This is a genomic window from Acinetobacter ursingii DSM 16037 = CIP 107286, assembly GCF_000368825.1.
GTDB lineage: Bacteria > Pseudomonadota > Gammaproteobacteria > Pseudomonadales > Moraxellaceae > Acinetobacter > Acinetobacter ursingii.
The window spans coordinates 413,990-439,464 of record NZ_KB849716.1 but is presented as its reverse complement, the minus strand read 5'-3'; the positions used below and the strand labels follow the sequence as shown (position 1 = coordinate 439,464).

Genomic DNA, 25,475 nt, shown 5'->3' with positions numbered 1-25,475 from the left:
GGATAGTTATGGCAAATTGGCTAGTAACCGTGAATTATGCTGAGTTTGATTTAGAAGCAGCTTATGATGCTTTGCCGCAGATTTATTGGAAGAATTCAGCCACTAGTGAAGGTAGAGGGTTACAAATCAATGATATTGTTCATGTATATGTGACCCAACCCATCTCAAAGGTGATGTATCAATTCAAAGTTCTGGGGCATGCGGAAAACTCAGAATACCCAGCAGCACAGAAAGTATTTTGGTCGGATAAAAAGAAAATTGAAAGTTATCTAGGTGGATACTCTATTTTTGAAAAGTTAAACAAAGTGGATAAATCCACTTTGTCTTTTGAATATTTCAGACAGGAAAACTTAATTCCTGATGCTCCTATTCAAGGCCGTCGCACAGATCGAGATAAAGCTTCAAATGATCCAATCCGCATTTTTTTAACTCACATTTTTAATGAGTTTAAAACTGATAGTGTGAATACCGACTATCCCGATGAAGCAGGTTTAGAAAATGAAACCTTTCCTGAAGGAGCTAAGCAAACGGTTTTAGTGAATAAATATGAGCGTAACCCTGAAGCAAGGGCTAAATGTATAGAAATTTATGGAACACGTTGTTGCGTTTGTGGCTTAAGCTTTGAACATATGTATGGCTCATTTGCTAAAGATTTCATCCACATACATCATCTTAAGCCTTTGCATACGATTGGCGAAGAGTATGAAGTAGATCCTAAAGAGGATCTTCGACCTGTATGCCCGAACTGTCATGCCATGCTCCATAAAACCGAAAATGGTATTCCAATGACAATTAAGAGATTAAAACTCTTATATAGCGTTTCTTTGAGTAATCCGCTTAGACAAACATTTGAAGAATAAATAATTCGAGATTTTTAATGCAGCTTTATCAAACCCAAGCACAGTCATTAGTAGAACTTACAGAAGATCCTTTTCGTTTGGAAAGAGAAATTCAAAGCCTGTTTGAAAGCAATCTTTACAGTTTTACAGGTCTGGAATTCATCAAGTCTGAATTCACCATTAAAAATAACCGTATTGATACACTGGCTTTCGATCCCGAAAGTCAGGCGTTTGTAATTATCGAATACAAGCGTGAACGCAATTATAGCGTGATTGACCAAGGCGTTTCTTATCTGAATCTGATGCTCGACTACAAGGCAGATTTCATCGTTGAGTACAACGAGAACCAGAGTAAACAGCTTAAACGTCAGGATGTCGACTGGTCACAAAGTCGAATCATCTTTGTTTCACCGAGCTTTACCGACTTTCAAAAGCAGTCTACTAATTTTAAAGATTTGGGCATTGAGCTGTGGGAAATCAAACGCTATCAAGGTGGAATTGTTTCAGTCAATCCATTGCAGAAAGCCAAATCAGCCCCTTCAATTAAGCAAGTGCAAAAGGTTGACTCTGAAGATATTCAAAAAATTGCTAAAGAAATCCAGCAATATGATGAAGCCTATCACTTGGCGGATAAGTCCGATGACATCAAAGAGCTATATGAGCAATTCAGGGACTCAATTCTGGGCTTAACCACCGATTTAGAGGTTCATCCCAAGAAAATGTACATCGCCTTCCGTAAGGGTAAGCGTAACTATGTCTATATGAGTATTGGGACAAAGCAAATTCGTATATGGCTGAATATGCCTTTTAATCAACTGGATGACCCGAAACAGCTCGCGAAAGATGTGACCAATATTGGGCATTGGGGAAATGGTGATTGTGAGGTGATCGTGTCAGATACAGAAAATTTAGAATATATCTTGAGTTTAATTAAACAAACATTGAAGTGAATAATTTAAGATTTTAGAGGGAAAGGAAATGACAGTACAAAGCGAATATCAACTTGAAAATGAACTGATCGGCCAACTGCAACAATTAGGTTATTCATCAGTGACGCTCAAGGACGAAAGCCATCTACTGTCTAACCTGAAAACCCAGATTGAACGTGCGAATGGACTAGCGCCCCTGTCAGAAACGGAATGGAAACAGGTCATCAGTTTTTTAAACACGGGCACAGTGTTTGAGCGCGCCAAAAATCTGCGTGATCTGTTCCCAGTCAAATTTGACGATGGAACCAGCAAGCACATCTTTTTTCTGTCAGATGATCCAAGCAAGAACATCTATCAGGTCACCAACCAGATCACCATTGACCACCGTGATTATAATGGCCGCACCAGCCGTTTTGATGTAACCCTATTAGTCAATGGCCTGCCTTTGGTACAGATCGAGCTGAAAAAACGCGGCATGGAAATTGCCGAAGCCTTTAACCAAACCCAACGTTATATCCGTGAAGCGTATTGGGCTGGACAAGGTCTATTTGGTTTTATTCAGCTCTTTGTCATTAGTAATGGTGCCAATACCCGTTATTATTCTAACGGCACCACAGGCATCGAGTTTGCCTTTCCATGGGCGGATGTCAATAACAAACACATCAATGAAATTGTCGACTTTGCCGAAGCTTTTCTCAATCAGCAGCATCTGACCCAAATGCTGACCCAATACATGGTGCTGCTAGAAACCACGAAAAGCCTGATGGTGCTGCGTCCCTATCAGATTTATGCAGTACAGAAAATTGTGGAGCATGTGCAAAACTCCAATCAGAACGGCTATATCTGGCATACTACAGGTTCAGGCAAAACCTTGACTTCATTTAAAGCCAGTCAGATCATCATGCAAATGCCCGATGTAGAAAAGGTCTTGTTTGTGGTGGATCGTAACGACCTCGACACACAAACCTCACGTGAGTTTAATGCTTTTAAAGCCGACAGCGTGGACAGCACCGATAACACATCGACCTTGGTGAAACAGCTCGATCAACGTCATGACAAACTGATTGTGACCACCATTCAAAAACTCAATCGGGCCATCAGCACCGACCGTTATTTAGAATCGATTGATTATCTTAAAAATAAAAAAGTGGTGTTTATTTTTGATGAATGTCATCGCAGTCAATTTGGCGAGACCCATCAGAACATCAAAAAATTCTTCAGCAATGCACAAATGTTTGGTTTTACCGGTACGCCTATTTTTGAAAAGAACAGCCAAAGCAAAGCAGGTTTAAAACTCACCACAGACTACCTGTTTAATGAGTGTTTGCATAAATACGTGATTGTCGATGCCATCCGTGACCGTAACGTCTTGCAGTTCCAGATTGATTATCGTGGCAAATACACCGCCAAAGGCATGGCGACGAATGAAAGTTATGAGGAAGATGTAGAAGGCATCGATACCAAAGAACTGTATGACAACCCGCAACGCCTAGAAATGATTGCCCGCTACATTGTCAATATCCACGATACCAAAACTCGTAATCGAGAATTTACCGCAATGTTCTGTGTCAGTTCGGTCGAAACATTGACCCAATATTACGACCTTTTTGAAAAGGTGCAGGCTGAAAAGCAAATTGAAGATGAAGCACAAGGTCGGATATTTAAACCGTTGACCATTGCCACCATCTTTTCTTATGCGGCAAATGAGGCTGTACCGACTGATGACTTAAATGGCTTAATTCATGAAGAAGCCGCAGATATTCCAAGTCAGGTCAATTCATCCAGTCGGGATAAGCTAGATCGCTACATAGCGAATTACAATCGACAGTTTAAAACCAACTACAATTCTGGTGATCAATTTTATGCGTACTACCGCGACATTGCACAGCGCGTAAAAAACAGACAGATTGATATTCTAATCGTGGTCAATATGTTCCTCACGGGCTTTGACTCTAAGCCGTTAAATACCTTGTATGTCGATAAAAAACTAAAATATCATGGCTTGATTCAAGCATTCTCACGCACCAACCGTGTCTATAACGATAAAAAACCATTTGGCAATATCATCTGTTTCCGCAACCTAAAACGTGCAACAGATGAAGCACTGGCACTATTTTCCAATAAAGAAACGACCAAGATTGTACTTGTTCCCAGCTATGCGGAAATCGAACAGGATTACCAAGCAGCGGTGAGCAAATTGTTTGCCTTAACGCCCAATTACCAATCAGTCGATGATCTTGTCACTGAAGAACAGCAACTCGAATTTATTAAAGCTTTCCGTGAAGTGATGCGCTATAACGCGCAATTACAAACTTTTATTGAATACGATCAAGACCAAACACAACTTGATAAGCAGCACTTTGCAAACTTCGCCTCTAAGTATGCTGACCTATGCCGTGCCGTTAGAAAGACCACCAAGAGAGACAAAGTATCGGTACTGGATGATGTCGATTTTCAACTGGATTTACTGCATAGTGATCGCATTAATGTTGGTTATATCATCAACCTGCTACAGCTTGTTGTTGATACAGACTCAGAGGACAAGCGTAAGAAGTACCAGGCGCAAATTTACGATTTAATTAGTAGCGATATTAGCTTGCACGATAAGCAAGACCTCATTCAAAAATTCATTGAAGAAAACATGCCGAAGATGATCAACGGCCAAAGCGTCCAAACAGCTTTTTCTGAATTCTGGGATGCTGAAAAAGAACAGGCCTATCAGCATCTTTGTAAAGAAGAAAACCTGAAACCAGAAGCCATGAAGCAGGTTCTGGAGCATTATGAGTTCACCAAACGCCTACCACGTAAAGAAGAGTTGAAGGACTTACCAAACTATAAGGTTAAGCTGTTTGAGCGGGAGAATGTCTTCACTCACTTGATGGTCAAGACACGCCAGTTGATTGAGAAGTTTTATGTAGGGTTTTAAATTACTAAAGAAGTAAAGCACTTGGTGGTGCTTTATATCCTTGGGTGTGCATTTATTTTAACCTTTCTAAGACGGTAGTAGAGAACTGTTGCCAATAGTTCCATGAACGATATTGTTGATCAAAATGGCCACCACCTTCATTCCACCATTGCTGTAGCATCGCAATGATTTAGGGGTTAGAAAGACAATTCACGGATATCTCTTTGATCATTTGAAACTTAAAATGGAACAAATGAAATAGATCAACAAGGGGTAAATAAGGGTAATCACTTCATTAAATTTATAAAAAATTTTAATGGGTTAAGTTCTGAATTATGCTGCCACCATCTCAGTAAAATAGCTGTACAAGAATGAATTCATCAATTGAGCTTATATATACCTAGAAAATATACCTTTAAGAGGGTAACAAAGATAAAATTTATGTTTTTTAAACAATTTGTAAAAATTTATTACGTGAAGGATTCAATAAGAATATTCTGAGTAACCAACCTAAACTAACCAGCAGTAAAAATTGCTAAAATTCTTGGTATTGAAAAAAAGAAGTGAATGCTTTCTCATATAAAAATCAAGATATTTTTTCAAAAGATGAAGCCTATCGTTGGTCTTTGGCTATAATACCGTTAGATAAAAATTCAGAAAGACCGATGATGAACTGTGAACTTGAATTAAACAACATTGCTAAAAATAAACTGATTCAATTGTTGGATTATGTATCTCATCAAGCTGAGGATACTCAAAAAATTCAATATGAAATGAGTGGTAATAGATTTTATTCTCATGATCTAGAAAAACTTCGTGGCTTAAAAATTCTGAATGATGACGATTGGTGGTTTCAAATTGAACGATTACAGCTTCAATCGATGCCGAAACCATCTGAAATACTCTCTTCCTACATTCATGTAGATGCCGAAAAAGAACCCACTGTTAATTTTTCAAGTTTAAATAAGATTGTATTTTTTAAAAAAGCTCATCAATTCCGCTTGCCCTACAGTAGCGTGGCATGTGATTTGATTACTAAAATTGACATACTTCAGGAGTTGTTCAAAGAATTCGAAAGCTATCAAAATATTTGGGAAGATTGGAAACAAAATAACGATCAGATTAAAAAATCTATTGTTGTTTACGATAAGTTATTCTCATGGAATACAGCGATTAATTTAGGTGGAACAGGTGATGGTGAAGAAATTGTTGCAGGCTTTGGCTTAGTTGACTGGGTACTTCCAACGACTCAAAAATCTTACTCATATCCTCTTATTACTATCCCGTTAGAAATGGAGATAGAAAAAAATGGATTAATACGTGTAGGTGCCAAAGATACACGTGCCAATATAGAAATGGATGCCATCTTATTAGAGGATGATCTGCCTACTTCAGGACAAGTAAAAGTAACCTTAAAAGAAAACTTAAATAATGGTCGCTCATTACGCCTATTTGAAGGGGAAACTTACTCTGATCTAGTTAATGCCTTCGTCGCGAATATTTTTTCAAAAGGAGCAATTGTTGAGGCTGAAAATAGGGCTATACCATCTAAAAATCTAGCGGTGACATTAACATCAGTATTGTTTAGTCGTCCTAAAAGAAATTCTATTTTAAGCGATGACATTGAGTTATTAAAAACTAAACTTAATGACCCTTCAGTGGCTATACCTGAACAACCTTTATCATTAGTGACAGAATTAAAAAGCGATATTAATCAAAAAGAGACTTATAGTTTTAGAGGGCGTTCTGGTACTGAGGGATTCGGATCAAAAGTTGAAGAGCTTTATTTCCCGCTGCCTTATAACAAAGAACAAATTACTATTGTTCAGAATCTGCTAACCAGCAGTGGTGTAGTGGTGCAAGGTCCACCAGGTACAGGCAAAACACATAGTATTGCAAATATTATCTGTCACTATTTGGCGAATGGTAAAAAAGTACTGGTAACTGCACAGCAGTCACATGTCCTTAAAACAGTACATGAAAAGATTCCTGATGAATTAAAGCCTTTGGTAGTCAGTCGCATTGGTTCAAGCAAAGAAAGTAAAAATCAGCTTGAATCTTCAATCGATTTGATTGTGCAAAAAATTACCCAAATGAATGTTGCAGAAGTTCGAAAAACGATTGAAGTTCTAAAACATCAAATAGATCATAACCATCATGAAATGGCTTTGATTGATCGAGAAATATATAACTTTGCAGAAAAGCATTATCAGAATATTGAGGTAGAAGGTAATAAAAAATTACCTATGGATATCGTGAATACGGTATTAGAAAGTAGGGTATCTTACGAATGGTTTACCGACCAATTAACTTTGGAGGAAAAAGACCAGTTTCCTTTTTCCCAGATTGAGTTGATTCAATTGAGAGACTCAAGAAAGAAAATCGGTACAGATTTACCATACATAAATTATGGTCCTCTGCCAGCTCCTGAAAAGTTGTTAGATTCGGCAAGTCTGAAGAAATTAAGTGAGTTTTTAAAAGAAAAAGATGAGATTGAGGAATTCTTAAAGCAAAATGACCTACATAATTTCAAGGAAACTATTTCTGAATCAGAAATTAATGAGCTAAAAGATTGGTTAAAGATTTATCTAGAAGATCTAAACTTTGTTCTTGATCATGCAGAACCATGGTTATTGAGCTATTTCAAGAAGATAAATGCAGAAGATAAGGCTATGGAACTTGATATCTATAGTAACCTTATTCAAGAAGTTCAGCCTTTATTGGAATACAGGAAAACGCTACTAATTGATCCCATAGAGCTGAATTTTGAGATACAACCAAACTCAAAAGAATATCAAGCTGTTCAACGTGCTGTTGATACAGGTAAGCCATTTAATTGGTATCATTTTGGTACTGCTGAATTACAAGACCTTTTTAAGTCGATCAAAGTTTCTGGAAAATATCCTGATACATCAGATGAATGGAAAAGAGTTAAAGAATATATTGATAGAAGACAGACTCTTAATGTTTTTATGAGTAAATGGAATAGTATTGCAGCACAATTAGATATTCCTTTAATTGAGTTAAATAATCGCGGTATCGATGAAATATTAAAAGAGTTCACGCAGCTCATCATTAGAACTCAAAAATGCCTAGATTTGAAAAATAAGTATTTGGATGTATTTAGTGCCAATTATCTAAAAGTTTTTAGTAGAGCTAAATCTTTTGATTTCTACGGATTACCTAAAAATATTGATGACTTGATTCAATTGTTAGAGCAGAAGTTAAAAATATTTAATTTAGAAGTCTATCAACACCAGCTGGCTGATCAAATACTTTATTTATCAGAGTTTGATAATAAAATATCAAATCAGTTGAAAAAAATTGTGTCTCAGGTTGATTCAGATTCGCTATATGCAAATGAATTTATAGAATATGCTGATCTATTAAAGCAATTGGCACATTTGAAAGATTTAACTGAAGATTTTGAAAGAGTTAAATCAGCCAGTATTAAATTGAGCCAAACAAATGCTTTAATTCTTAGTAAAGATATTCTTGAGATTCCGTACGCCCAAGAAATTGAGGATCCTATATTACGTAATACATTGCTCGAGGCTTGGGAATGGAAACGTCTTGAGACTTTTGTAATGACCATTAGTAATACAAGTCGAATTGAAAATTTGTATGAGCGTCGTCGTATTCATGAGAAGAATCTGTCTCAAAATTATGCTCAACTGGCAGCAAACAAGACGTGGTTGGCATTAAAGGAAAATGCCTCAGATAAAATTTTAGTTGCATTACAGCGTTATAAAATTGCTGTACAACACTATGGAAAAGGAACAGGCAAGAACGCTCCACGTTATAGAAAAGATGCTCAAGTAGCCCTTAAAGAGGCAACAGCAGCTATTCCTTGCTGGGTCATGTCACATCTTCAGGTATCTGAATCTATGCCTGCTGAATTAGGTCTCTTTGATTTAGTGATTGTGGATGAGGCATCACAATCATCAATTGACGTATTACCTGTTCTAATGCGTGCTAAAAAGTTATTAGTTGTGGGGGATAATAAGCAGGTTTCTCCGAGTAATGTTGGCTTAGCAAGTGCTCAAATTGATGTATTGAGGAATCGTTATTTACATGGTCAGCCACATGCTGCATATTTAACACCAGATATGTCTTTATACGACATGGCCTCTTCTATCTATGAGTCAAGTGTGATGCTTCTAGAGCATTTCCGCTGTCATCCTGCGATCATTAGTTACAGCAATAAAAACTTTTATGGTAATCGTATTAAGCCAATGCGACTATCGAAGAAGTCTGAGCAGTTAAGCCCAGCTTTAGTCGCAATTTATACATCGCAGGGATATAGAGAATCTAAAAACAGCAAACATATTAATCGAATAGAAGCGAAAGCAATTATTGAGGAAATGAAGCTACTTTTTAAAGATGAACGATATACGAATAGATCAATTGGCGTGATCTCGTTGCTAGGTCCAGCACAGGCTGAGTTCATTCAATCAGAAGCTTTGAATGAGTTTGGCGCAGAAACTCTTACTCAGGTTCAATTTGCTTGTGGAGATGCTTCAGCATTTCAGGGTGCAGAAAGAGATATTATTTTCTTATCTATGGTAGCAGATCCTGAGAATTGTCATGCTTTGAGTCGATCTGATCATGAACAGAGATTTAACGTGGCTGCAAGCCGTGCTCGCGAAAGGATGTATCTTGTCCACTCCGTGAATCGTGATCATATATCTCCAAAAGATCTAAGGCTGAATTTACTCAATCATTTTTATGATTTGCAAGAAGATCAAAAAGCATCATTTGAAGCAAAATTAGACTTGTGTGAATCGGAGTTTGAAAAATCTGTATTTACAACACTTCATGAAATGGGTTACACAGTTACTCCACAGGTTAAAGTTGGAAGCTATCGAATCGATTTAGTCGTTGAGTCAGATGGTGATCAGCGTTTGGCTGTTGAATGTGATGGTGATAGCTATCATGGGCCGGCACAATGGCATGATGACATGACTCGTCAACGTGCTTTAGAACGAGCAGGATGGACATTCTGCAGATGCTTTGCATCGAGTTGGTCCATTGAACGTGAAAATATGATTATGTCATTAAAGGTAAAACTTGATGCAATGGGTATAAAACCTACACATGGAATGAGTAGCTTAATTCAAGATGTAGAACACAAAGTGTGGGTAGATGCCGAATCTGAAATGAGTGCGGAAAGTGACATCGAGAAAGATTTGTTAATTCTTTAATTGTACTAGCTTGTATTTAAATGGATTCGCTAGTGGACACTTACCTAACTAAAGATTACAGTAGTAATCTTTAGTTAGGTAAAACCTGCTATTTATAACTTTTATACTGGGTAAAATTTGGTAAAAATCTAACGTAATTTTCTCTTAATTATAAGTTTTTAAAGGAAACGGAAGTTGAGTTAAGATGCCACCATCACACGCTGAAAAAATAAAGATGATAGGGCTATTGTTAAAATCGGCTTTTTCCTTTTCTAAAACATGACAACACATATTGATATTAAATGAACTTGAATTATTGGCACATACAACTACACCCAGACTCAAGATTAGACGTTGATACGCTAAAAGCCATACTTATGAAAAAACAAGTTATCGGTATGGGGGAATATTGGGAAGACAAAAAAGGAAATCCAGTAGTTGATCCTAAGCTCTTCAAAGACGATATGAAAATTGACGATGTTGTAATGGTTCGTGATGGAAGTACGCCAGTAGCATTAGTAAAAGTAAAGGGCGATGCTTATATAGAACACGATACAGACGATGAATTTGATTGGTTCAAACTTAGAAGAAAAATTGAAATTCTTGGCTTTTATGAAGAAGATGAGAAAAATCTTCTTAACCAGATTTTAACAGCTTATGGTAAAAGCCACATACAAGCACCTGGCACTTTAACCTATTGTAACGGATCTAATGCTACAAATAATTTTATTGTAGAGTGGTATAAGTTAAGGAATCACAAAAGACTAATGGAAAATATAAAACTGTCAGAAGAGCGACAAATTCAAATCAAAGCACTTTGGAATAAATTTAAAAGTGAAACGAAAGAGGACGAAAAGAAATTTAACAATGATGAAGTTGAGAGACTAATTTCTGAATGGAAATCATATAAGGATAAAATTTTAAATGACACATTGAGTTTGGATGATTACACAAACATTTTGGGAAGTTCTACTGCAACAATGCCTGGCGGATATTTGTGTAACTTTTTAGAACGAACCACGAGAATTGTCTTAGGCTCTTCAAAGCCTGGCACAGCATTCAATTTTGAAGTGAAATTGAATGATGATAATTCTACTTATTATATCAAAAGTGCAAGCAAACCAAATGCTACTAGACAAGACGCAGAAATTTATTTTAACGATAACATAAAGGGGTTGCTGAAAAGCATTGTTTCAAAAACTGACCCGTTAGAAAAAATACGTTTGATTGAAAACTCAAATTACAGTGCCAAGCAAGTTTTAATGAAATTGGCTGTATTGGATAATTTATCGGACTTTCTCTACATCTACTCTACACAATGGTTAGAAGAACTATATAACGAGTTTATTGATAGTGATGCTGAAGAAGCCTTTAGGAAAAATCATCAGGTTTGTGTTGTAGCAAAGCAACTTTTAGACGTAAATGAACAAGACAAAAATGAACTTGTTTTGCTTTCACGTTTCTTATGGCGTTTTGTAAATTCTAGAGCGATTGCGGATACAAATAATCCTAACGTCATTCTTTATGGGCCACCAGGCACGGGTAAAACATTTTCAGTAAAAAGTAGTTTAGATTTTGTTTGCCAAGGTGATACTTCACGATATGAGGTTTTACAATTCCATCCATCATTTACTTATGAAGATTTTATCGAAGGTATTAAACCAAAAGGCGTTTCAAAAGATGGAAATATTCGCTTTGAGTTGGTAAATGGTATTTTTAAAAACTTTTGTATCAAAGCGAAAAAACACCCTGAAAAGGATTTTTATTTCGTCGTTGACGAAATTAACCGAGCAAATCTTTCAATGGTGTTTGGTGAAACCTTATCGCTATTGGAAAAAGATTACCGACACGACACTGAAAATAAAAACCTGATTCGTACACAATACTCTGCGCTAATTGAAGATTTAATCAAAGAGGACAATAAGTTTAAAGATTTAGCTTATGAAATTGACAACAACGAAGTGAAGTTTGGAGTTCCTAAGAATGTGTTTTTTATTGGAATGATGAATGATGTAGATAAAAGTATTGATGCTTTCGATTTAGCACTCCGTAGACGTTTTAAATGGATAAGAAAAGATTGTGATTACGAAGTAATTGAAGAGGAAACACGTTTCAAAGTAAAAGATCAGTTCAATAATATTGGTCAGTATGTCAAAGCCTGCGAAAAATTGAACGACTATATTTCCAAAGACTTAGGTTTGGGAAAATCATATGAATTTGGTCATTCATTTTTTATGAAGATTAGCGACATTGCTAAACGCAAAGATATTACAAATAACAATGTTGAAGTTTTATTTAACTTGTATTTGCGACCAACATTGAAAGAATATCTAAGAGCAGTATTTGCGGAAAGCGAATTGGAAAATAGGTTAGATGAAGCGTTGAATAAGTTCAAAGAAACAATTAAATAAAATGAAAATTAGTATTCCAGTCAATCATAATTTTTACGAAGAATCCCCAATTTTAGAATCGGCTTTAGGTGAAACTTTTGGGGTAAAACAATCAAGCGTAAAAAACTTACAAAAAATTTTTTCGTCTGTTTATGAATTAAAACTTGGTGCAGAACAACTAAAACAGGTTAAAGTATTTTTTTTCAAAAACAAACGCATTTTTGAGCAAGATGAAGAGCGTCTAATTCTAAAATTATACTCAAAAGAAAAGACAGAAAAAGAATACTTTATTCAAACTGGTTTGTATGCTGGGGTGCTTTTTCACAAGGGTTGTAAAATTAATATTACAACAAAATATGGTGACACTTTTCTAAAACGTATGCTCAACTTCGTAAATGACATTTACGTTGATAACGATCAAATACAAGCAAAGAAAGATGAAAACGAAAATCAGTTCTTGTTTATTATTGCTCATTTATTTATTCAGTCATTAGAAAAAGCGGTTGTTTTAGGCTTGCCACAACAATACCAACAACAGCAAGAGCGAAGTCAAAAAGTAAGAGGAAGTATAAATTTTAATGATTATTTAAAAAGAGATATTCCATTTCAAGGAAAACTAACCACAACTTTCAGAGAGAGAATATATATTCAAGAAATCATTGATGTTTTATATTTGGCATTGAGGAAATTAGAAAGTGTTTTCGGAAAAGAAATTCATAGTCGTTTGCTTGGTTTAAGTCAATTGTTAAAACAACAATATTCTGGTCGTTTTGCGAGTTACGAAACGATACAAAGAGCAAAAATACACCCAACTACAAATAATCCAATGTATCGTAGTTTCAAAACAGTTTTAGAGTATGCAGAAATAATTTTATTGAACAAAGACCTAATGCCTGATGATGAAAAGAACAATTTAGCGACAACGGGTTATTTGTTTGACATTGCAGAATTATACGAAATCTATCTTGAAAAACTTTTGAGTAGAAATTTTCCTGAATGGTCTGTGAGTGGACAAGTTGAAATTCCAATTTACAAAAAGCAATTTTATCGCAGAGCAATATTTCCAGACTTAATAATGAAACACAGGACAACCGGAAAAGTTATTGTTCTTGATGCAAAATTTAAGAAAATGGGAATGCAAAATAATGACATTGATAGGTCAGATTTACACCAAATACATTCTTATTCTGGGTATTACCAAAATAACTTAATTGCAAGTGGTTTGATCTATCCGTTATCAAAACAATTAGACATTGATAAGTCTTACTCTGACACTTTATACGGTAACAACAATAATGATGTGCTATTTATAGTGGACGGAATTTATGTTTATGAAACACAGACAATGGATGATTTAATTGAAAATGAAAATATATTTATAAGACGAATGACAGATTTTATAGGTAAACAAGACGTAACTATTTGACAAAAATAATAAATCGCACGAGCGATCAAGATACCGTACAAGTTTATCTAAATACCTAATACAACCTGATATGGTTTAAATGCCTCGAGTACAGCTTCAGAAACCAACTTGATAAAAGCCTCAGTTTTACCATAAGCCCTCCATTGATCAAGAGCTTCATAATAAGCTAATCGATTTTCTACAGTGATTACACACGGTGGATACCCTGCTTTAAGTAATTCTAGATTCATCAAAAGACGTGATGTGAGACCATTACCATCAATGAATGGATGAATGCCAACAAAATCAGCATGTACTTTGGCTGCACGTTCAATTGGATGTAGTTTATGTGCTTCACTATTATACCAGTCTACTAATTGAGCCATCTTGTCATTTAATAAGGTGTAATCAGGCGGGGTAGATGTAGCACCTGAGATCAATACATTTTGCTGGCGATAGCGTCCCGCATTCTCATCATCGATATTCTTTAAGATAAGCTGATGGATATTACGAATTTGCCATTCAGAAAAAGACTCCTCTTTCCGAATAATATCTTCAACATAGTAAATTGCATTTCTATGGTTGATCGCTTCGAAGTGTTCTCTTAATGCCTTTCCACCAACAGTAATACCTTCCAGTACTACTTTTGTTTCTAGTAGGGTAAGTGTATTACCTTCAATTGCATTCGAATGATAGGTCCAACGGACAATAAGATCTTCATGTAAGTTTTTGACAATTGACGGAGAGAGAGGGCGATGTTGATCTAATTTATTTTTTAAATCATCAATAATTTCAAACATTACCTTGTCCCTAAATGTGTCTAAAAGAATAATACATCAAAAAGGAATATCAAAGAAATGATATGTTATAACACGGCATTTTTATTGAATTATAATAATGGTAGAATCGGTACGCCACTTCAAATCCTGAAATTGGATTTGAACAAGATATTAAAGTGATTCAATGCACTAAATCTAATTTGGGTCAAAATTGGGTCAAAGATTTTTTTTATTTAATAAAATAGCTTTAGAATGAATAGGTTAGGATCTGAGTTCAATTGACGCCATCACAGCTACTTTACTAAATATGGCTATGTATTACGTTATTGATAGCTGGAATGTTAAAGTCTAAAACGTGTTATTATTTTATATAAAATTATGAAATATATAGAAATATAGGTTTATTTCTTGTTTGTTTTTTTAATCAAAATTATGAAAAAACTATAACAGTAAGAGAAAATAATTTAATAAAAATGGTGTGCTTTTTTAATTTGGTGTGTTGTAACTAAATTTTCATATATATTTAACTAGACATTAATTATTCAATTCAAAAACTTTTCTTTAATCTGGCTTGGAGAATGGAATTGCTTGTTACCCGTTATAAGCCTTGGATCATGATCATACTACTGGTTTTGCTCGTCAGTTTTGCTATATATCGCTGGTGGCAAGGACCATTGTTACCTAGTTATGAAGTCGTATCTAGTCCATTGATTCAGACAGTTGTTGCTTCAGGACGGGTAGAGAAAGTATCTCGGACTCAGATTGGTAGTGAAATTACAGGGGTTGTTCTTGAGCGCTTGGTTCAAGAGGGAGATCGGGTCTCTCGAGGGGATATTCTTTTAGTACTGAAATCTGATGAAATTTCAGCGCAAGTGCGGCAGGCAGAAGCTGAATTAAAAGAACTCGAAACCACTAGACGCCCGCAAGCAGAAGTTGATTTAGCGAATGCCAAAGTACAATTAGAACAGGCTCAAAGAGAGGCGTTACGCAGACGAAATACCGAATCAGGAATATTATCAGCAGAGGAAAGGGAGAAATCGATAGAGGCAGAAAGACTCGCCCGTAATAATTTGGAATCAGCTCGATTAAAAGTTGCTTCACTTGCCCCAAATAAAGTTGAAGAGACAAAATTACGCGAACGACTTGCTGCACTACAAGCGCAACTTGCCAAGACCAAAATTCGTGCAGAAGTTTCAGGTATTATTTTAACGCGTAATGTTGAGCCAGGGGATCTGGTACAACCGAGTCAGACTCTCTTCACTATTGCACTGGATGGTGCGACTGAAATACGAGTGCCATTTGATGAACGAAATTTACCACTGCTGGCTTTACAACAAAAAGCAGCAGTGATTGCAGATGCCTATCCAAATCAATCTTTTCCTGCCCATATTAATTTTATTGCCCCAAGTATTGATGCTCAACGTGGCACAATAGACGTTCGATTAACAGTTGATCCAGTCCCTGATTTTTTGCGTCAAGACATGACGGTATCGGTAAATGTTGAAACCAACAAGCGCGAGCGAACCTTGGTCATTCCAAATGATGCTTTAAGCAGTATAAGTGGCAACAAGGCTATGGTTATTTTAGTAAGAGATAGAAAAATTCAACGTCATCCTATCACACTGGGTTTACGTGGTTTGGTTATGTCTGAAGTTGTAGCTGGATTGAAAGAAGGTGATCACGTCCTTACCGATGCAGAATCGGTGCTTAAAGATGGAACTCGTGTCCGAATAGAGCAAACTAAACGTGTTTTCCAGAGTCAAACGGATCCTACAAATAGCAAAAATGAATTACCGGTGAAATTCGATTGAAAAACTTTTTTAGGCGACTTTGGACCGAGTGGACCATCGCAATCAGTTTTTTGCGAGAGGGTCGCACACAGTCGATGATGATTACCATTGGCGTCGCGGTGGGGGTAGCGGTCATTGTGTTCATTAGCGCCTTAATTCAGGGTTTACAATCGAATATTGTAGAAAGGACTATAGGGACACAAGCGCATATTCGTTTGCTCTCACCAGATGAGGTGAATCATATTGTGCCACCAGCAGCAGGAACACTTCAGTTGTTACTAGAAGATCAGCGTGCACAACGCTTACGTTCTATTAATAATTGTCAGCAGATTACTGGGACTTTAGATCATTTACCGGTGTTGACTGCGGTTTCTCCTGTGATCTCTGGTCCTGCATTTGTACAGCGTGGAGAGGCGATTCAATCGGTTGCTTTGGTTGGTATCAATCTTGAACGTTATCGACAAATTATTCCGTTAAAGCAATATATGGTGAGTGGTGAACTACGAGTCAGTGCGGATAATGTATTAATTGGGCGTCAATTGGCCAAAGATTTGGGTGTGCAAGTCGGGAGCAAATTAAGGTTAGATACTGGGCAACAGAAAAATGCGGTGGTGAATATCTCTGGGATATTTGAACTGGGCGTGCGTGAATTGGATGCGCGCTATGTCTATCTAGATTTGAAACAGGCGCAATCTTTACTTAATTTGCCGGGCGGCGTGACCGTGATTGATCTGACGATTCAGGATATTTTTCAGGCGGATCAAATTGCCTCACAAGTTGGACGCCTGACAGGATTAAAAGCAGAAAGCTGGATTGAAACCAATGCTCAATTAATGAATGCGATTACCGCTCAAAGTCTTTCTACAAACATGATTATTGTTTTTGTAGGGATTTCAGTCGCTTTTGGCATTGCCAGTGTGATGTCGGTGAGTGTGGTGCAACGGACTCGGGAAATCGGTATTTTACGTGCGACGGGGGCGACACAAGCACAAATTTTAAGAGTTTTCTTGTTTCAGGGAGCAATTTTTGGTCTGCTTGGTTCGATGCTTGGTAGTGTAGTCAGTTATGGTTTGATCTGGGGATTTAATCAGTTTGGTCCCGGCTTGTTTTATATTTCGATTTCAATCAAGCTTATCTTGTCGGCATTATTCTTGGCGACAGTGACAGGTATTTTGGCTGCTGCAATACCATCCCGTCGGGCTGCTGCACTTGATCCTGTGGAGGCAATTCGTCATGTTTGATCCATCTCAGGAAGTACTGCGTTTAGAAGCATTGCGAAAGTCTTACAATGTTGGGCAGCCTAATGAAGTGGAGGTATTACATGGAATTGACCTGTGTATTCAACGTAATGACTTTGCTGCATTAATTGGTCCTTCTGGTTCAGGCAAAAGTACTTTACTGAATATTCTCGGCTTATTAGATCAGCCTAGTCGTGGTGAGTTGTACTTGTTGGGGCAGGCTACAAGCCGTATGGATGATACGGCTCGGACAGCATTACGAGGCAATAGTATAGGTTTTGTGTTTCAGTTCCATCATCTTATACAGGCTTTTACTGCCTTACATAATGTACTCATGCCATTAATGCTGAAGCAAGGTAAGCCAGATCAATCTGCGTTGCAATATGCCCATGAATTATTGGCCGCTGTAGGGTTAGATAAGTTCGCTGACCGTAAACCTAATGAGCTTTCTGGAGGGCAGCAGCAACGCGTAGCGATTGCACGTTCACTGATTACTCAGCCTGCACTATTGTTGGCCGATGAACCGACAGGTAATCTGGATACTCAAACTGCTGCGGAAATGTTTGAATTATTTCGTAAAGTCCATCGCGAACATGACTGTGCAGTCTTATTGGTGACTCATGATCCTAGATTATCGGCGACCTGTGATCGAACGATTAATTTGGTGGATGGGAGAATTCAGAGTGATTCCAAACACGAGATGGAATGAGCCGGAATGTAGATCACTCTTCTGGTAAAAGCAGTTCGAAACATTGAGTAGACATCAAAATTCTAGCACGATATAAGAACAAACTTGTAAATCGATAAATTATAACCCTGTGTAATTTGAATAAAATATTTTTCAGATTTAGTTCACTAAATCTAATCTAGAGAAAAAATGAGTACAAGATTTTTCAATATTAAGAGTATTAAAAAAACAAAGGTTTACTGCTTCTGATCATTTCTTTTTGGCTGTACTAAGCGGATTAATTCGCACAATACAGCTCGTACAGCTTTTGCATCAAACTTAAGACCTTGGGATCACTCAGACGATAGAAAATCTGTTTACCCTCACGTCGTGTGCTGACCATGTCAGCCTTACGTAGGACAGTCAGTTGTTGTGAAAGTGTAGGTTGATGAATGTCAGTGGATTCTTCAATTTCCTGAACATTCATTTCCCCATCCACCAGGACACATAAGATTTTCAGGCGATCAGGATTGGCCAAAACTTTCAGGCATTGGCTGACGAAATCGACTTGAGAAAAATCAATTTTGGCATTTTCAGCAATCATATCCATAAATGTCCTCACAACTTTTGATGTAGCCCGTGCAGTTTACATAATTTACCATAAAACTGCTTGATTAATATTTTTTATTATATAATATAAAAAAGTATATTGTATAGAGATTGATTCATCATGCATGACTTCCTCATCGCATTTATTGGCGGCTTAATGCTCGGGCTTTCCGTGGTTGGCTATCTTTACGTCAATGGCCGTATTGCAGGAATCAGTGGTTTGATTGGGCAAGTATTAAACTCAAAATCCATGTTTAAAACACCTGCAATCTGGTTTTTATCAGGCTTGATTCTCACACCGTTTATTTATGGTCTATTTGTACAACCTGAAATCGAATTGAATGCCAGCCCACTGATGATGATTGTGGCAGGTCTACTGGTGGGTTTTGGGACACGTCTGGGTTCGGGTTGTACCAGTGGTCATGGAATTTGTGGCATCAGTCGCCTGTCTAAGCGTTCTATAATCGCGACCATGACTTTTATGTTTACAGGTTTTGTCACCGTTTATACTATCCGTCATATCACAGGAGCATTCTAAAATGAAAAATGTGTTTGCCTTTTTATTTGGTGCACTGTTCTCTGTGGGGCTGATGGTATCAGGCATGTCTAATCCGGAAAAAGTACTCGACTTTCTGGATCTGTTTGGTAATTGGGATGCCAGCCTGGCCTTTGTGATGATGGGCGCGATTGCGGTGGCCTTTATTCCTTTCCAGAAAGCAGTACGTGCAGCACAACCAAAAACGGTCTTCAATGAATCTATTGATTTACCCATAAATAATCAGATAGACAAGAAACTGATGACGGGTGCGGTTTTATTTGGTGCAGGTTGGGGTATTGCCGGCATCTGTCCGGCACCAAGTTTCACCTTGATAGGTTTGGGCCACTATCAAGTGCTCTATTTTATTGTAGCAATGCTGCTGGGTGTATGGATTCACCGTAAATGGTCAGGAGCTTAACGATGTCAAACTTACCTATAGTAAAAGATTTTTTTCACGAAGATACCAATACCTTCAGTTATGTTGTACGTGATCCGGCGACCAAAGCCTGCGCCATTATTGATAGCGTTCTGGATTATGATCCGGCATCAGCAAGTACATCCACTATTCATGCCGATAAAATTATTGCCTATATTAAAGAGCAGGGTTTAACGGTTGAGTGGATTCTCGAAACCCATGTACATGCTGATCATCTGACTGCTGCACAATATCTCAAAGCTGAGTTAGGTGGCAAGATTGCTATGAGCCAGAAAATTGGCATTGTACAGGAAACCTTTGGTGCGATTTATCATCTGGATATTAAACAATGGAATGCCCAGCAGCTCTTTGATTATTTATTTGAAGATCATGAGTCGTTCCAAATCGGAACATTGAAAGCCTATAACATTCCAACACCGGGACATACGCCTGCTTGCCTGAGTTATGTCATGGGTGATGCCGTGTTTGTGGGTGATACCTTATTCATGCCAGATTATGGAACAGCGCGCTGTGATTTCCCGAAGGGGAGCGCATCAATCCTTTTTGATTCAATACAAAGTTTGTATCAACTGCCTGAGAAAACACGTGTATTTCTCTGCCATGATTATTTGCCAGAAAAGCGCGATACCTATATGTGTGAAACGGATATTCAGACTCAAAAAAATCAGAATATTCATATTCACGACGGCACGACCAAAGATGATTTTGTTGAAATGCGTAATAAACGCGATGCGGGTTTAAGTATGCCCAAACTGATTTTACCTTCGATACAGATCAATATGAAAGCAGGACAATTCCCTGAACCCGAAGAGAATGGTGTTTCTTATTTAAAACTTCCACTGAATTACTTCAAATAGGCAAATTTTAAGATTAAACAACAAGTTTTGTTTAATTGGTTTGGTAATAGAGGGCGGGCACTAGCGATGTGGATGCTAATACTTGAAGGACTGGCCATCGGTGGTTTGCTTGGGTTAACCGGTGCTGGTGGTGGCATTCTGGCCGTACCCGCACTGATGGCAAGTCAAGGATGGACGGTCGCACAAGCTGCACCTGTTGGCTTGCTTGCAGTCACTTTATCTGCCTTGGTTGGAACATTTGAAGGCTTATTTAAGAAGATAGTACGCTATCGGGCTGCGCTTTGGATTGCACTGATTAGCATTCCTTCAGCACGTTATGGTGTGCATCTGGGAGGAATAATTTCTCCTGTATGGCTTACCTTAGCATTCAGTTTAGTCATGCTCGTGGTTGCTTACCGGATTTTTTTTAAAAAAGTGAATGACCATGCAGGTGTGCTGTGTAAAGTTAACCAAACAACTGGTCGTCTGATTTGGAACATGAAAACTGCATTGTCTCTCGGTGCCATTGGTGTCGTGGCAGGTTTATTGACTGGTTTGCTTGGGGTAGGTGGGGGATTCGTGATTGTTCCAGTACTGAGTAAAGTAACTGATCTTGATATGCGCAGTATTGTTGCGACCTCGTTGATGATTATTTTCCTGATAGGTGGTGTCAGCATTTCAGCTCATATTTTAGATGGTTTTCAATACCCCGTTTCGGTCACGCTGACTTTCGTTTTAGCTTGCATGGCTGGGATGTTGATTGGTCGAAGTTTGATGCCTTTAGTTAAGAATAGTCAAATCCAAAAGGTTTTTGCCATAACTGTCATAAGCGTAGCATTTTATTTAATTTCTACAGTCATCATAACTTAATACAAGCAAGAGATTAGAGCCAAATTTAAAAACTGCATTTTAAAGACATGAATATTTAATCAGAGACCAGATTTCTAAAGATGGGAAGAGGTAAAGAGTAATGAAAACAGCAGAACAATTAATTTCAATGGCAAAAAACCGAATTCAAGAAGTGACGGTAGACGGCTTACTTGAAGCCATGAAAAACCATAAAACCATTCTGATTGATGTTCGGGAACCGGATGAATTTCAGGCGGCAGCGATAGACCGAGCCGTGAATTATCCTCGTGGTGTTTTAGAAATGAGAATTCACCAGCATCCTGTGGCGAGCCATCATTGCGATACCTTGCAAGCACTAGAATATCTTAAAGATCAGCCGATTTATTTGATTTGTGGGACGGGTGGCCGATCAGCTCTGGCTACAGATACTTTACAGAATATGGGATTTACTCAGGTGAAATCTGTTCAGGGTGGATTCCAAGCATGGCTAGAGCAGGGTTATCCAGTAGAGAAATAACTAGATTTCTATTTTAAGTCTAACTTAAGTTTATGGACATTCAAGTGAGAAAATCATGAAGTACAAAGAATTAACTCAAAATATTTCAGGCAGTTTAAAGACATTAGCGCAGGATTCTCCTGATTTAATGAAAAGTTTTAATCAATTGTCACAAGTTGCAATGCGAGATGGTGTTATTGATCCTAAAACAAAAGAACTGATTGCCTTAGCGATTGGTGTTGCAGCACGATGTGATGGATGTATAGGTTTTCATGTCAGAACCCTAGTCAAAATGGGAATGACATTGCAAGAATTAGAGGAAGTGCTTGGTGTTGCAGTTTATATGGGGGGCGGTCCTTCATTGATGTATGCCGCTAATGCATTGGAAGCATTTAAAGAATTCACAGCTTAATTTTTTCAATCATTGGGAAACGATATGAATCAGCACTGGGATAATCTTTATTCGCAAACACAGGATCTGTATGGCATTTCGCCCAATCATTTTATTCAACAGATAGCAGATCAGGTTCCAATTGTGGGAAAAACTCTTGCTATAGCAGAGGGTGAGGGGAGAAATATCCTTTATTTGACTTGGAGCAGTTTGTTAGATGAGGGATGTTCCTAATGTGAGTTGAGAATCCGAAAAGAAGCTTTAGCTTCTTAATTTAATTGACACCGTTTCAGAAATACCTAAATGGGAGGTTTTTGATTGATTCAGGAGCTTTTCTTATTTATTGGTACTTGTAGTTAATCATATATTCCATATTGCGTATATTCGAATATTCATATATAAAAGGCTGTCTGTTTAAGAGATTATACTCATGGATCAAATGCCAAAAGTTCAAATTTACCATAATCCTGCCTGTGGCACGTCTCGTAACACTTTGGCGCTTATTCGCAACACGGGGATCGAACCAGAAGTAATTGAATATCTGATTACGCCACCATCAAAAGATCAGCTGATTAAAATGATTCAGGACTCTGGTTTAAGTGTTCGTGATGTGTTACGCAAAAATGTAGATGCTTATACTGAACTTAATTTAGACGATGCGAACTGGACAAATGAGCAATTGCTTGATGCTATGCTTGAACATCCCATCCTGATTAACCGTCCTTTGGTCGTGACAGATTTGGGCACTCGTTTATGTCGCCCATCTGAAGTAGTGCTAGATATTCTACCTTTGCCGCAATTAAAAGCTTTCGCTAAAGAAGATGGTGAAGTCATCATTGATGAGCAAGGCAGACGCTTAAAATAAAAGGTGAAACCCCAGACGCTGTTGGACTTTGTATCAGTGTAGAGCAGGAGATCTAAATGGAGAACATTGTCGCAATTTTTGCTTGGTTAAATGATGTTCTACTTAAAATGACCTGGCTCTCGGATGGGGTGCGCTGGTTCGTTGAAAATGTATTTGGTTTATCCGTTGCAACCCGGTTGGGTGGTAGTGTCCATTTCTTTATTTATGATGTATTCAAGATCTTTATTCTGCTTTCAGTGTTGATCTATACATTATCTTATATTCAAAGCTATTTCCCTCCAGAACGTACTCGGCTGATTTTAGGTCGGATGACAGGAATCAAAGCCAATATCATGGGGGCATTACTCGGTACTATTACGCCATTTTGTTCATGTTCTTCGATTCCGTTGTTTATTGGTTTTACCCGTGCAGGACTTCCGGTAGGCGTCACTTTTTCCTTTCTGATTTCATCACCACTTGTTGACTTGGCTTCAATTATTTTATTGGCGAGTATCTTTAACTGGAAAATTGCATTGGTCTATGTGTTACTTGGATTAGTGCTGGCAGTCATCGGCGGGTCATTAATCAGCTACTTGAAAATGGAAAAGTATGTGGCTGAATTTGTGACTCATCATCAAACAATCTCAGGTGACGATGAAGATTTCAGCATGACTGCAAAAGAGCGGCGTACATTTGCTTGGGAACAGGTGACAGACATTTTTAGTAAGGTCTGGCTTTATGTCTTGATAGGTGTCGGGATTGGTGCGGCAATTCATAACTGGATTCCTGAGCAGTGGATTACCGCCTTACTTGGTCAGGAACACTGGTATTCCGTACTGATTGCCACGATTCTCGGAATGCCAATGTATGCGGATATCTTTGGCACCTTGCCGATTGCAGAAGCACTTGTGACTAAAGGCGTTGGCTTGGGGACGGTTTTAGCGTTTATGATGGCGGTCACCGCACTTTCTCTGCCATCGCTAATCTTGTTAAAACAAGTGGTGAAAACCCGTTTATTGAGCCTGTTTGTAGGGATTGTTTTTGTGGGAATCTTGATTGTTGGTTATAGCCTGAATACTTTGGGTTATTGGTTTTTATAAAAAGTGTGGAGAATAAAGATGCAAATTAAAGTTTTAGGAACAGGTTGTCGTAAATGCAAAGCCTTATTGGCTGCAACTGAAGAAGCTGTAAAAAGTACGGGTGTTCAGGCAGAAATTGAATATGTAACTGATATGATGCAAATTGCTGAAACAGGGTTGTTAAGTACGCCAGGTCTGATCATAGATAATCAAATCGTTTCAAGTGGCAAAGTTTTGGAACCACAAGCCATTGTGGAGTTGATTGAAAAAAATAAATAAGTGTATGTGGAAAACTGTAAAAAAGACCTGTGGCATAAGCCACGGGTCTTTTTTATTTGTGTCTTGAGATGTTAAGAAGTTTTAAATTTTTCCCTTTCTGGCAAGCATATACGGATATGGGTATACTTTTATAATGAGTACTCTTTACTGAATATATGGATATGTGTATATTTGCATAATGGAATGGGAGCAGTTATGGACCACGTTCAGTTTTTTAAATGTTTATCTGATGAAACACGTCTCAGTATTGTCATGCTTATCGCAGAAAACGAAGAGCAATGTGTTTGTGATTTGACAGATAAACTCCAGTTAAGCCAACCAAAAATTTCACGGCATTTAGCCCTGTTAAGATCAAGTGGTTTGCTGAATGACCGTCGGCAAAAGCAGTGGGTGTATTACAGTCTTAACCCACAACTACCTGAATGGTGCTTTGAAATTCTGAATACACTTAAACGTAGCAATGTTCCCGTGTTATTTGATCCCTCAGCTCTATCGATTCAGAGCCATTGCGAGTAAGTTTTTATGAAATTTTTGTTTCTGTGCACGGGTAACAGTTGTCGCAGTATTCTTTCTGAAGTTCTGTTTAATAGTCGAGCGCCTGAAGGTTGGGTAGCTTATAGCGCTGGAAGTAAACCTTCTGGCCAAGTTCATCCGTTAACCATTCAGACTTTACAGAACCTGGGTTTGTCTACCGAAGGTTTGTCGAGTAAAACGATTGATGCCTGTGAACAGTATCAGCCCGATGTCGTCATCACCGTGTGTGATGCGGCAGCACAAGAAGCTTGTCCGTTGTATTTAGGAGGAGCAATCAAAGCACATTGGGGTCTATCTGATCCATCACATTTAGATTTGCCTGAACAAGAAAAATTACAGGCATTTTTAAGTACTGTAGAACATATTAACAAACGCTTAGATGCACTTTTTGCATTAGATACCCATCACATGAGCCGTCCTCAGCTTATTGCTGAAATTAATCAAATTTCCCATCTTTAA

General features: G+C 37.8%; 23 protein-coding genes. 21 read left to right on the top strand and 2 right to left on the bottom strand.

Annotated elements, in window-relative coordinates:
• The first annotated feature begins 8 nt into the window (after nucleotides 1-8).
• The 6 genes from F944_RS06740 (at nucleotide 9) to F944_RS06715 (ending at nucleotide 13,672) form a co-directional block, all read left to right on the top strand.
• The gene (locus F944_RS06740) at nucleotides 9-860 is read left to right on the top strand and encodes an HNH endonuclease (protein ID WP_004988527.1); all 852 of its coding nucleotides are present in this window, start codon (nucleotides 9-11) and stop codon (nucleotides 858-860) included.
• Nucleotides 861-877: 17 nt separating this feature from the next.
• Nucleotides 878-1,789 (top strand): DUF5655 domain-containing protein, encoded by a 912-nt coding sequence (locus tag F944_RS06735; RefSeq protein ID WP_004988526.1) that lies wholly within the window; start codon nucleotides 878-880, stop codon nucleotides 1,787-1,789.
• Nucleotides 1,790-1,817: 28 nt separating this feature from the next.
• Nucleotides 1,818-4,694 carry a type I restriction endonuclease subunit R gene (locus tag F944_RS06730; protein ID WP_004988524.1) on the top strand — a complete coding sequence of 959 codons (2,877 nt, stop codon included), beginning with the start codon at nucleotides 1,818-1,820 and terminating at the stop codon, nucleotides 4,692-4,694.
• A gap of 542 nt (nucleotides 4,695-5,236) precedes the next feature.
• Nucleotides 5,237-9,877: an AAA domain-containing protein gene (locus F944_RS06725; protein ID WP_004988522.1), complete on the top strand. Its 4,641-nt coding sequence runs from the start codon at nucleotides 5,237-5,239 to the stop codon at nucleotides 9,875-9,877.
• A gap of 287 nt (nucleotides 9,878-10,164) precedes the next feature.
• Nucleotides 10,165-12,267, top strand: a complete 2,103-nt coding sequence (locus F944_RS06720) for an AAA family ATPase (protein WP_026039960.1) — start codon at nucleotides 10,165-10,167, stop codon at nucleotides 12,265-12,267.
• Between the two features lies 1 nt (nucleotide 12,268).
• Nucleotides 12,269-13,672 (top strand): McrC family protein, encoded by a 1,404-nt coding sequence (locus F944_RS06715; RefSeq protein ID WP_004988516.1) that lies wholly within the window; start codon nucleotides 12,269-12,271, stop codon nucleotides 13,670-13,672.
• Between the two features lie 47 nt (nucleotides 13,673-13,719).
• Here F944_RS06715 and F944_RS06710 read toward each other — a convergent pair whose 3' ends face one another.
• Nucleotides 13,720-14,451: a Fic family protein gene (locus F944_RS06710; RefSeq protein ID WP_004988510.1), complete on the bottom strand. Its 732-nt coding sequence runs from the start codon at nucleotides 14,449-14,451 to the stop codon at nucleotides 13,720-13,722.
• Nucleotides 14,452-15,014: 563 nt separating this feature from the next.
• Here F944_RS06710 and F944_RS06705 point away from each other — a divergent pair.
• From F944_RS06705 to F944_RS06695, 3 genes are read left to right on the top strand one after another with little or no spacing between them, the layout of a single operon-like run.
• Nucleotides 15,015-16,241 (top strand): efflux RND transporter periplasmic adaptor subunit, encoded by a 1,227-nt coding sequence (locus F944_RS06705; RefSeq protein ID WP_004988507.1) that lies wholly within the window; start codon nucleotides 15,015-15,017, stop codon nucleotides 16,239-16,241.
• Nucleotides 16,238-17,461, top strand: coding sequence for an ABC transporter permease (locus F944_RS06700; protein ID WP_010588864.1), 1,224 nt, complete (start codon nucleotides 16,238-16,240; stop codon nucleotides 17,459-17,461). The genes F944_RS06705 and F944_RS06700 overlap by 4 nt, the downstream gene beginning before the upstream one ends.
• A complete protein-coding gene (locus F944_RS06695; RefSeq protein ID WP_004988501.1) occupies nucleotides 17,454-18,167 on the top strand; it encodes an ABC transporter ATP-binding protein in 714 nt (237 codons plus the stop codon). The genes F944_RS06700 and F944_RS06695 overlap by 8 nt, the downstream gene beginning before the upstream one ends.
• A gap of 256 nt (nucleotides 18,168-18,423) precedes the next feature.
• Here F944_RS06695 and F944_RS06690 read toward each other — a convergent pair whose 3' ends face one another.
• Nucleotides 18,424-18,735, bottom strand: a complete 312-nt coding sequence (locus tag F944_RS06690) for an ArsR/SmtB family transcription factor (RefSeq protein ID WP_004984482.1) — start codon at nucleotides 18,733-18,735, stop codon at nucleotides 18,424-18,426.
• A 120-nt stretch (nucleotides 18,736-18,855) separates the two neighbouring features.
• Between F944_RS06690 and F944_RS06685 the strand changes: the two genes are divergently transcribed.
• The 12 genes from F944_RS06685 to F944_RS06630 all read left to right on the top strand — a co-directional run bounded on the left by F944_RS06685 (nucleotide 18,856) and on the right by F944_RS06630 (nucleotide 25,475).
• Nucleotides 18,856-19,272, top strand: a complete 417-nt coding sequence (locus F944_RS06685; protein ID WP_004988500.1) for a YeeE/YedE family protein — start codon at nucleotides 18,856-18,858, stop codon at nucleotides 19,270-19,272.
• Nucleotide 19,273: 1 nt separating this feature from the next.
• Nucleotides 19,274-19,690 carry a DUF6691 family protein gene (locus F944_RS06680; RefSeq protein WP_004988498.1) on the top strand — a complete coding sequence of 139 codons (417 nt, stop codon included), beginning with the start codon at nucleotides 19,274-19,276 and terminating at the stop codon, nucleotides 19,688-19,690.
• A gap of 2 nt (nucleotides 19,691-19,692) precedes the next feature.
• Nucleotides 19,693-20,565, top strand: a complete 873-nt coding sequence (locus tag F944_RS06675) for an MBL fold metallo-hydrolase (RefSeq protein WP_004988496.1) — start codon at nucleotides 19,693-19,695, stop codon at nucleotides 20,563-20,565.
• Between the two features lie 66 nt (nucleotides 20,566-20,631).
• Nucleotides 20,632-21,414: a sulfite exporter TauE/SafE family protein gene (locus F944_RS06670; protein ID WP_004988494.1), complete on the top strand. Its 783-nt coding sequence runs from the start codon at nucleotides 20,632-20,634 to the stop codon at nucleotides 21,412-21,414.
• A gap of 100 nt (nucleotides 21,415-21,514) precedes the next feature.
• A complete protein-coding gene (locus F944_RS06665; RefSeq protein WP_004988491.1) occupies nucleotides 21,515-21,910 on the top strand; it encodes a rhodanese-like domain-containing protein in 396 nt (131 codons plus the stop codon).
• A gap of 55 nt (nucleotides 21,911-21,965) precedes the next feature.
• Complete coding sequence (locus tag F944_RS06660) at nucleotides 21,966-22,301, top strand: carboxymuconolactone decarboxylase family protein (protein ID WP_004988488.1); 336 nt, start codon at nucleotides 21,966-21,968, stop codon at nucleotides 22,299-22,301.
• Between the two features lie 24 nt (nucleotides 22,302-22,325).
• Complete coding sequence (locus F944_RS06655; protein ID WP_004988485.1) at nucleotides 22,326-22,514, top strand: hypothetical protein; 189 nt, start codon at nucleotides 22,326-22,328, stop codon at nucleotides 22,512-22,514.
• 196 nt (nucleotides 22,515-22,710) lie between these two features.
• The gene (gene arsC, locus F944_RS06650; RefSeq protein ID WP_004988483.1) at nucleotides 22,711-23,145 is read left to right on the top strand and encodes an arsenate reductase (glutaredoxin); all 435 of its coding nucleotides are present in this window, start codon (nucleotides 22,711-22,713) and stop codon (nucleotides 23,143-23,145) included.
• Between the two features lie 56 nt (nucleotides 23,146-23,201).
• Nucleotides 23,202-24,224, top strand: coding sequence for a permease (locus F944_RS06645; RefSeq protein ID WP_004988481.1), 1,023 nt, complete (start codon nucleotides 23,202-23,204; stop codon nucleotides 24,222-24,224).
• 18 nt (nucleotides 24,225-24,242) lie between these two features.
• On the top strand, nucleotides 24,243-24,482 hold the full coding sequence (locus tag F944_RS06640; RefSeq protein WP_004988479.1) for a thioredoxin family protein: 240 nt from the start codon (nucleotides 24,243-24,245) through the stop codon (nucleotides 24,480-24,482).
• A gap of 195 nt (nucleotides 24,483-24,677) precedes the next feature.
• Nucleotides 24,678-24,998 carry a metalloregulator ArsR/SmtB family transcription factor gene (locus tag F944_RS06635; RefSeq protein WP_004988477.1) on the top strand — a complete coding sequence of 107 codons (321 nt, stop codon included), beginning with the start codon at nucleotides 24,678-24,680 and terminating at the stop codon, nucleotides 24,996-24,998.
• Between the two features lie 6 nt (nucleotides 24,999-25,004).
• On the top strand, nucleotides 25,005-25,475 hold the full coding sequence (locus tag F944_RS06630) for an arsenate reductase ArsC (protein WP_004988474.1): 471 nt from the start codon (nucleotides 25,005-25,007) through the stop codon (nucleotides 25,473-25,475).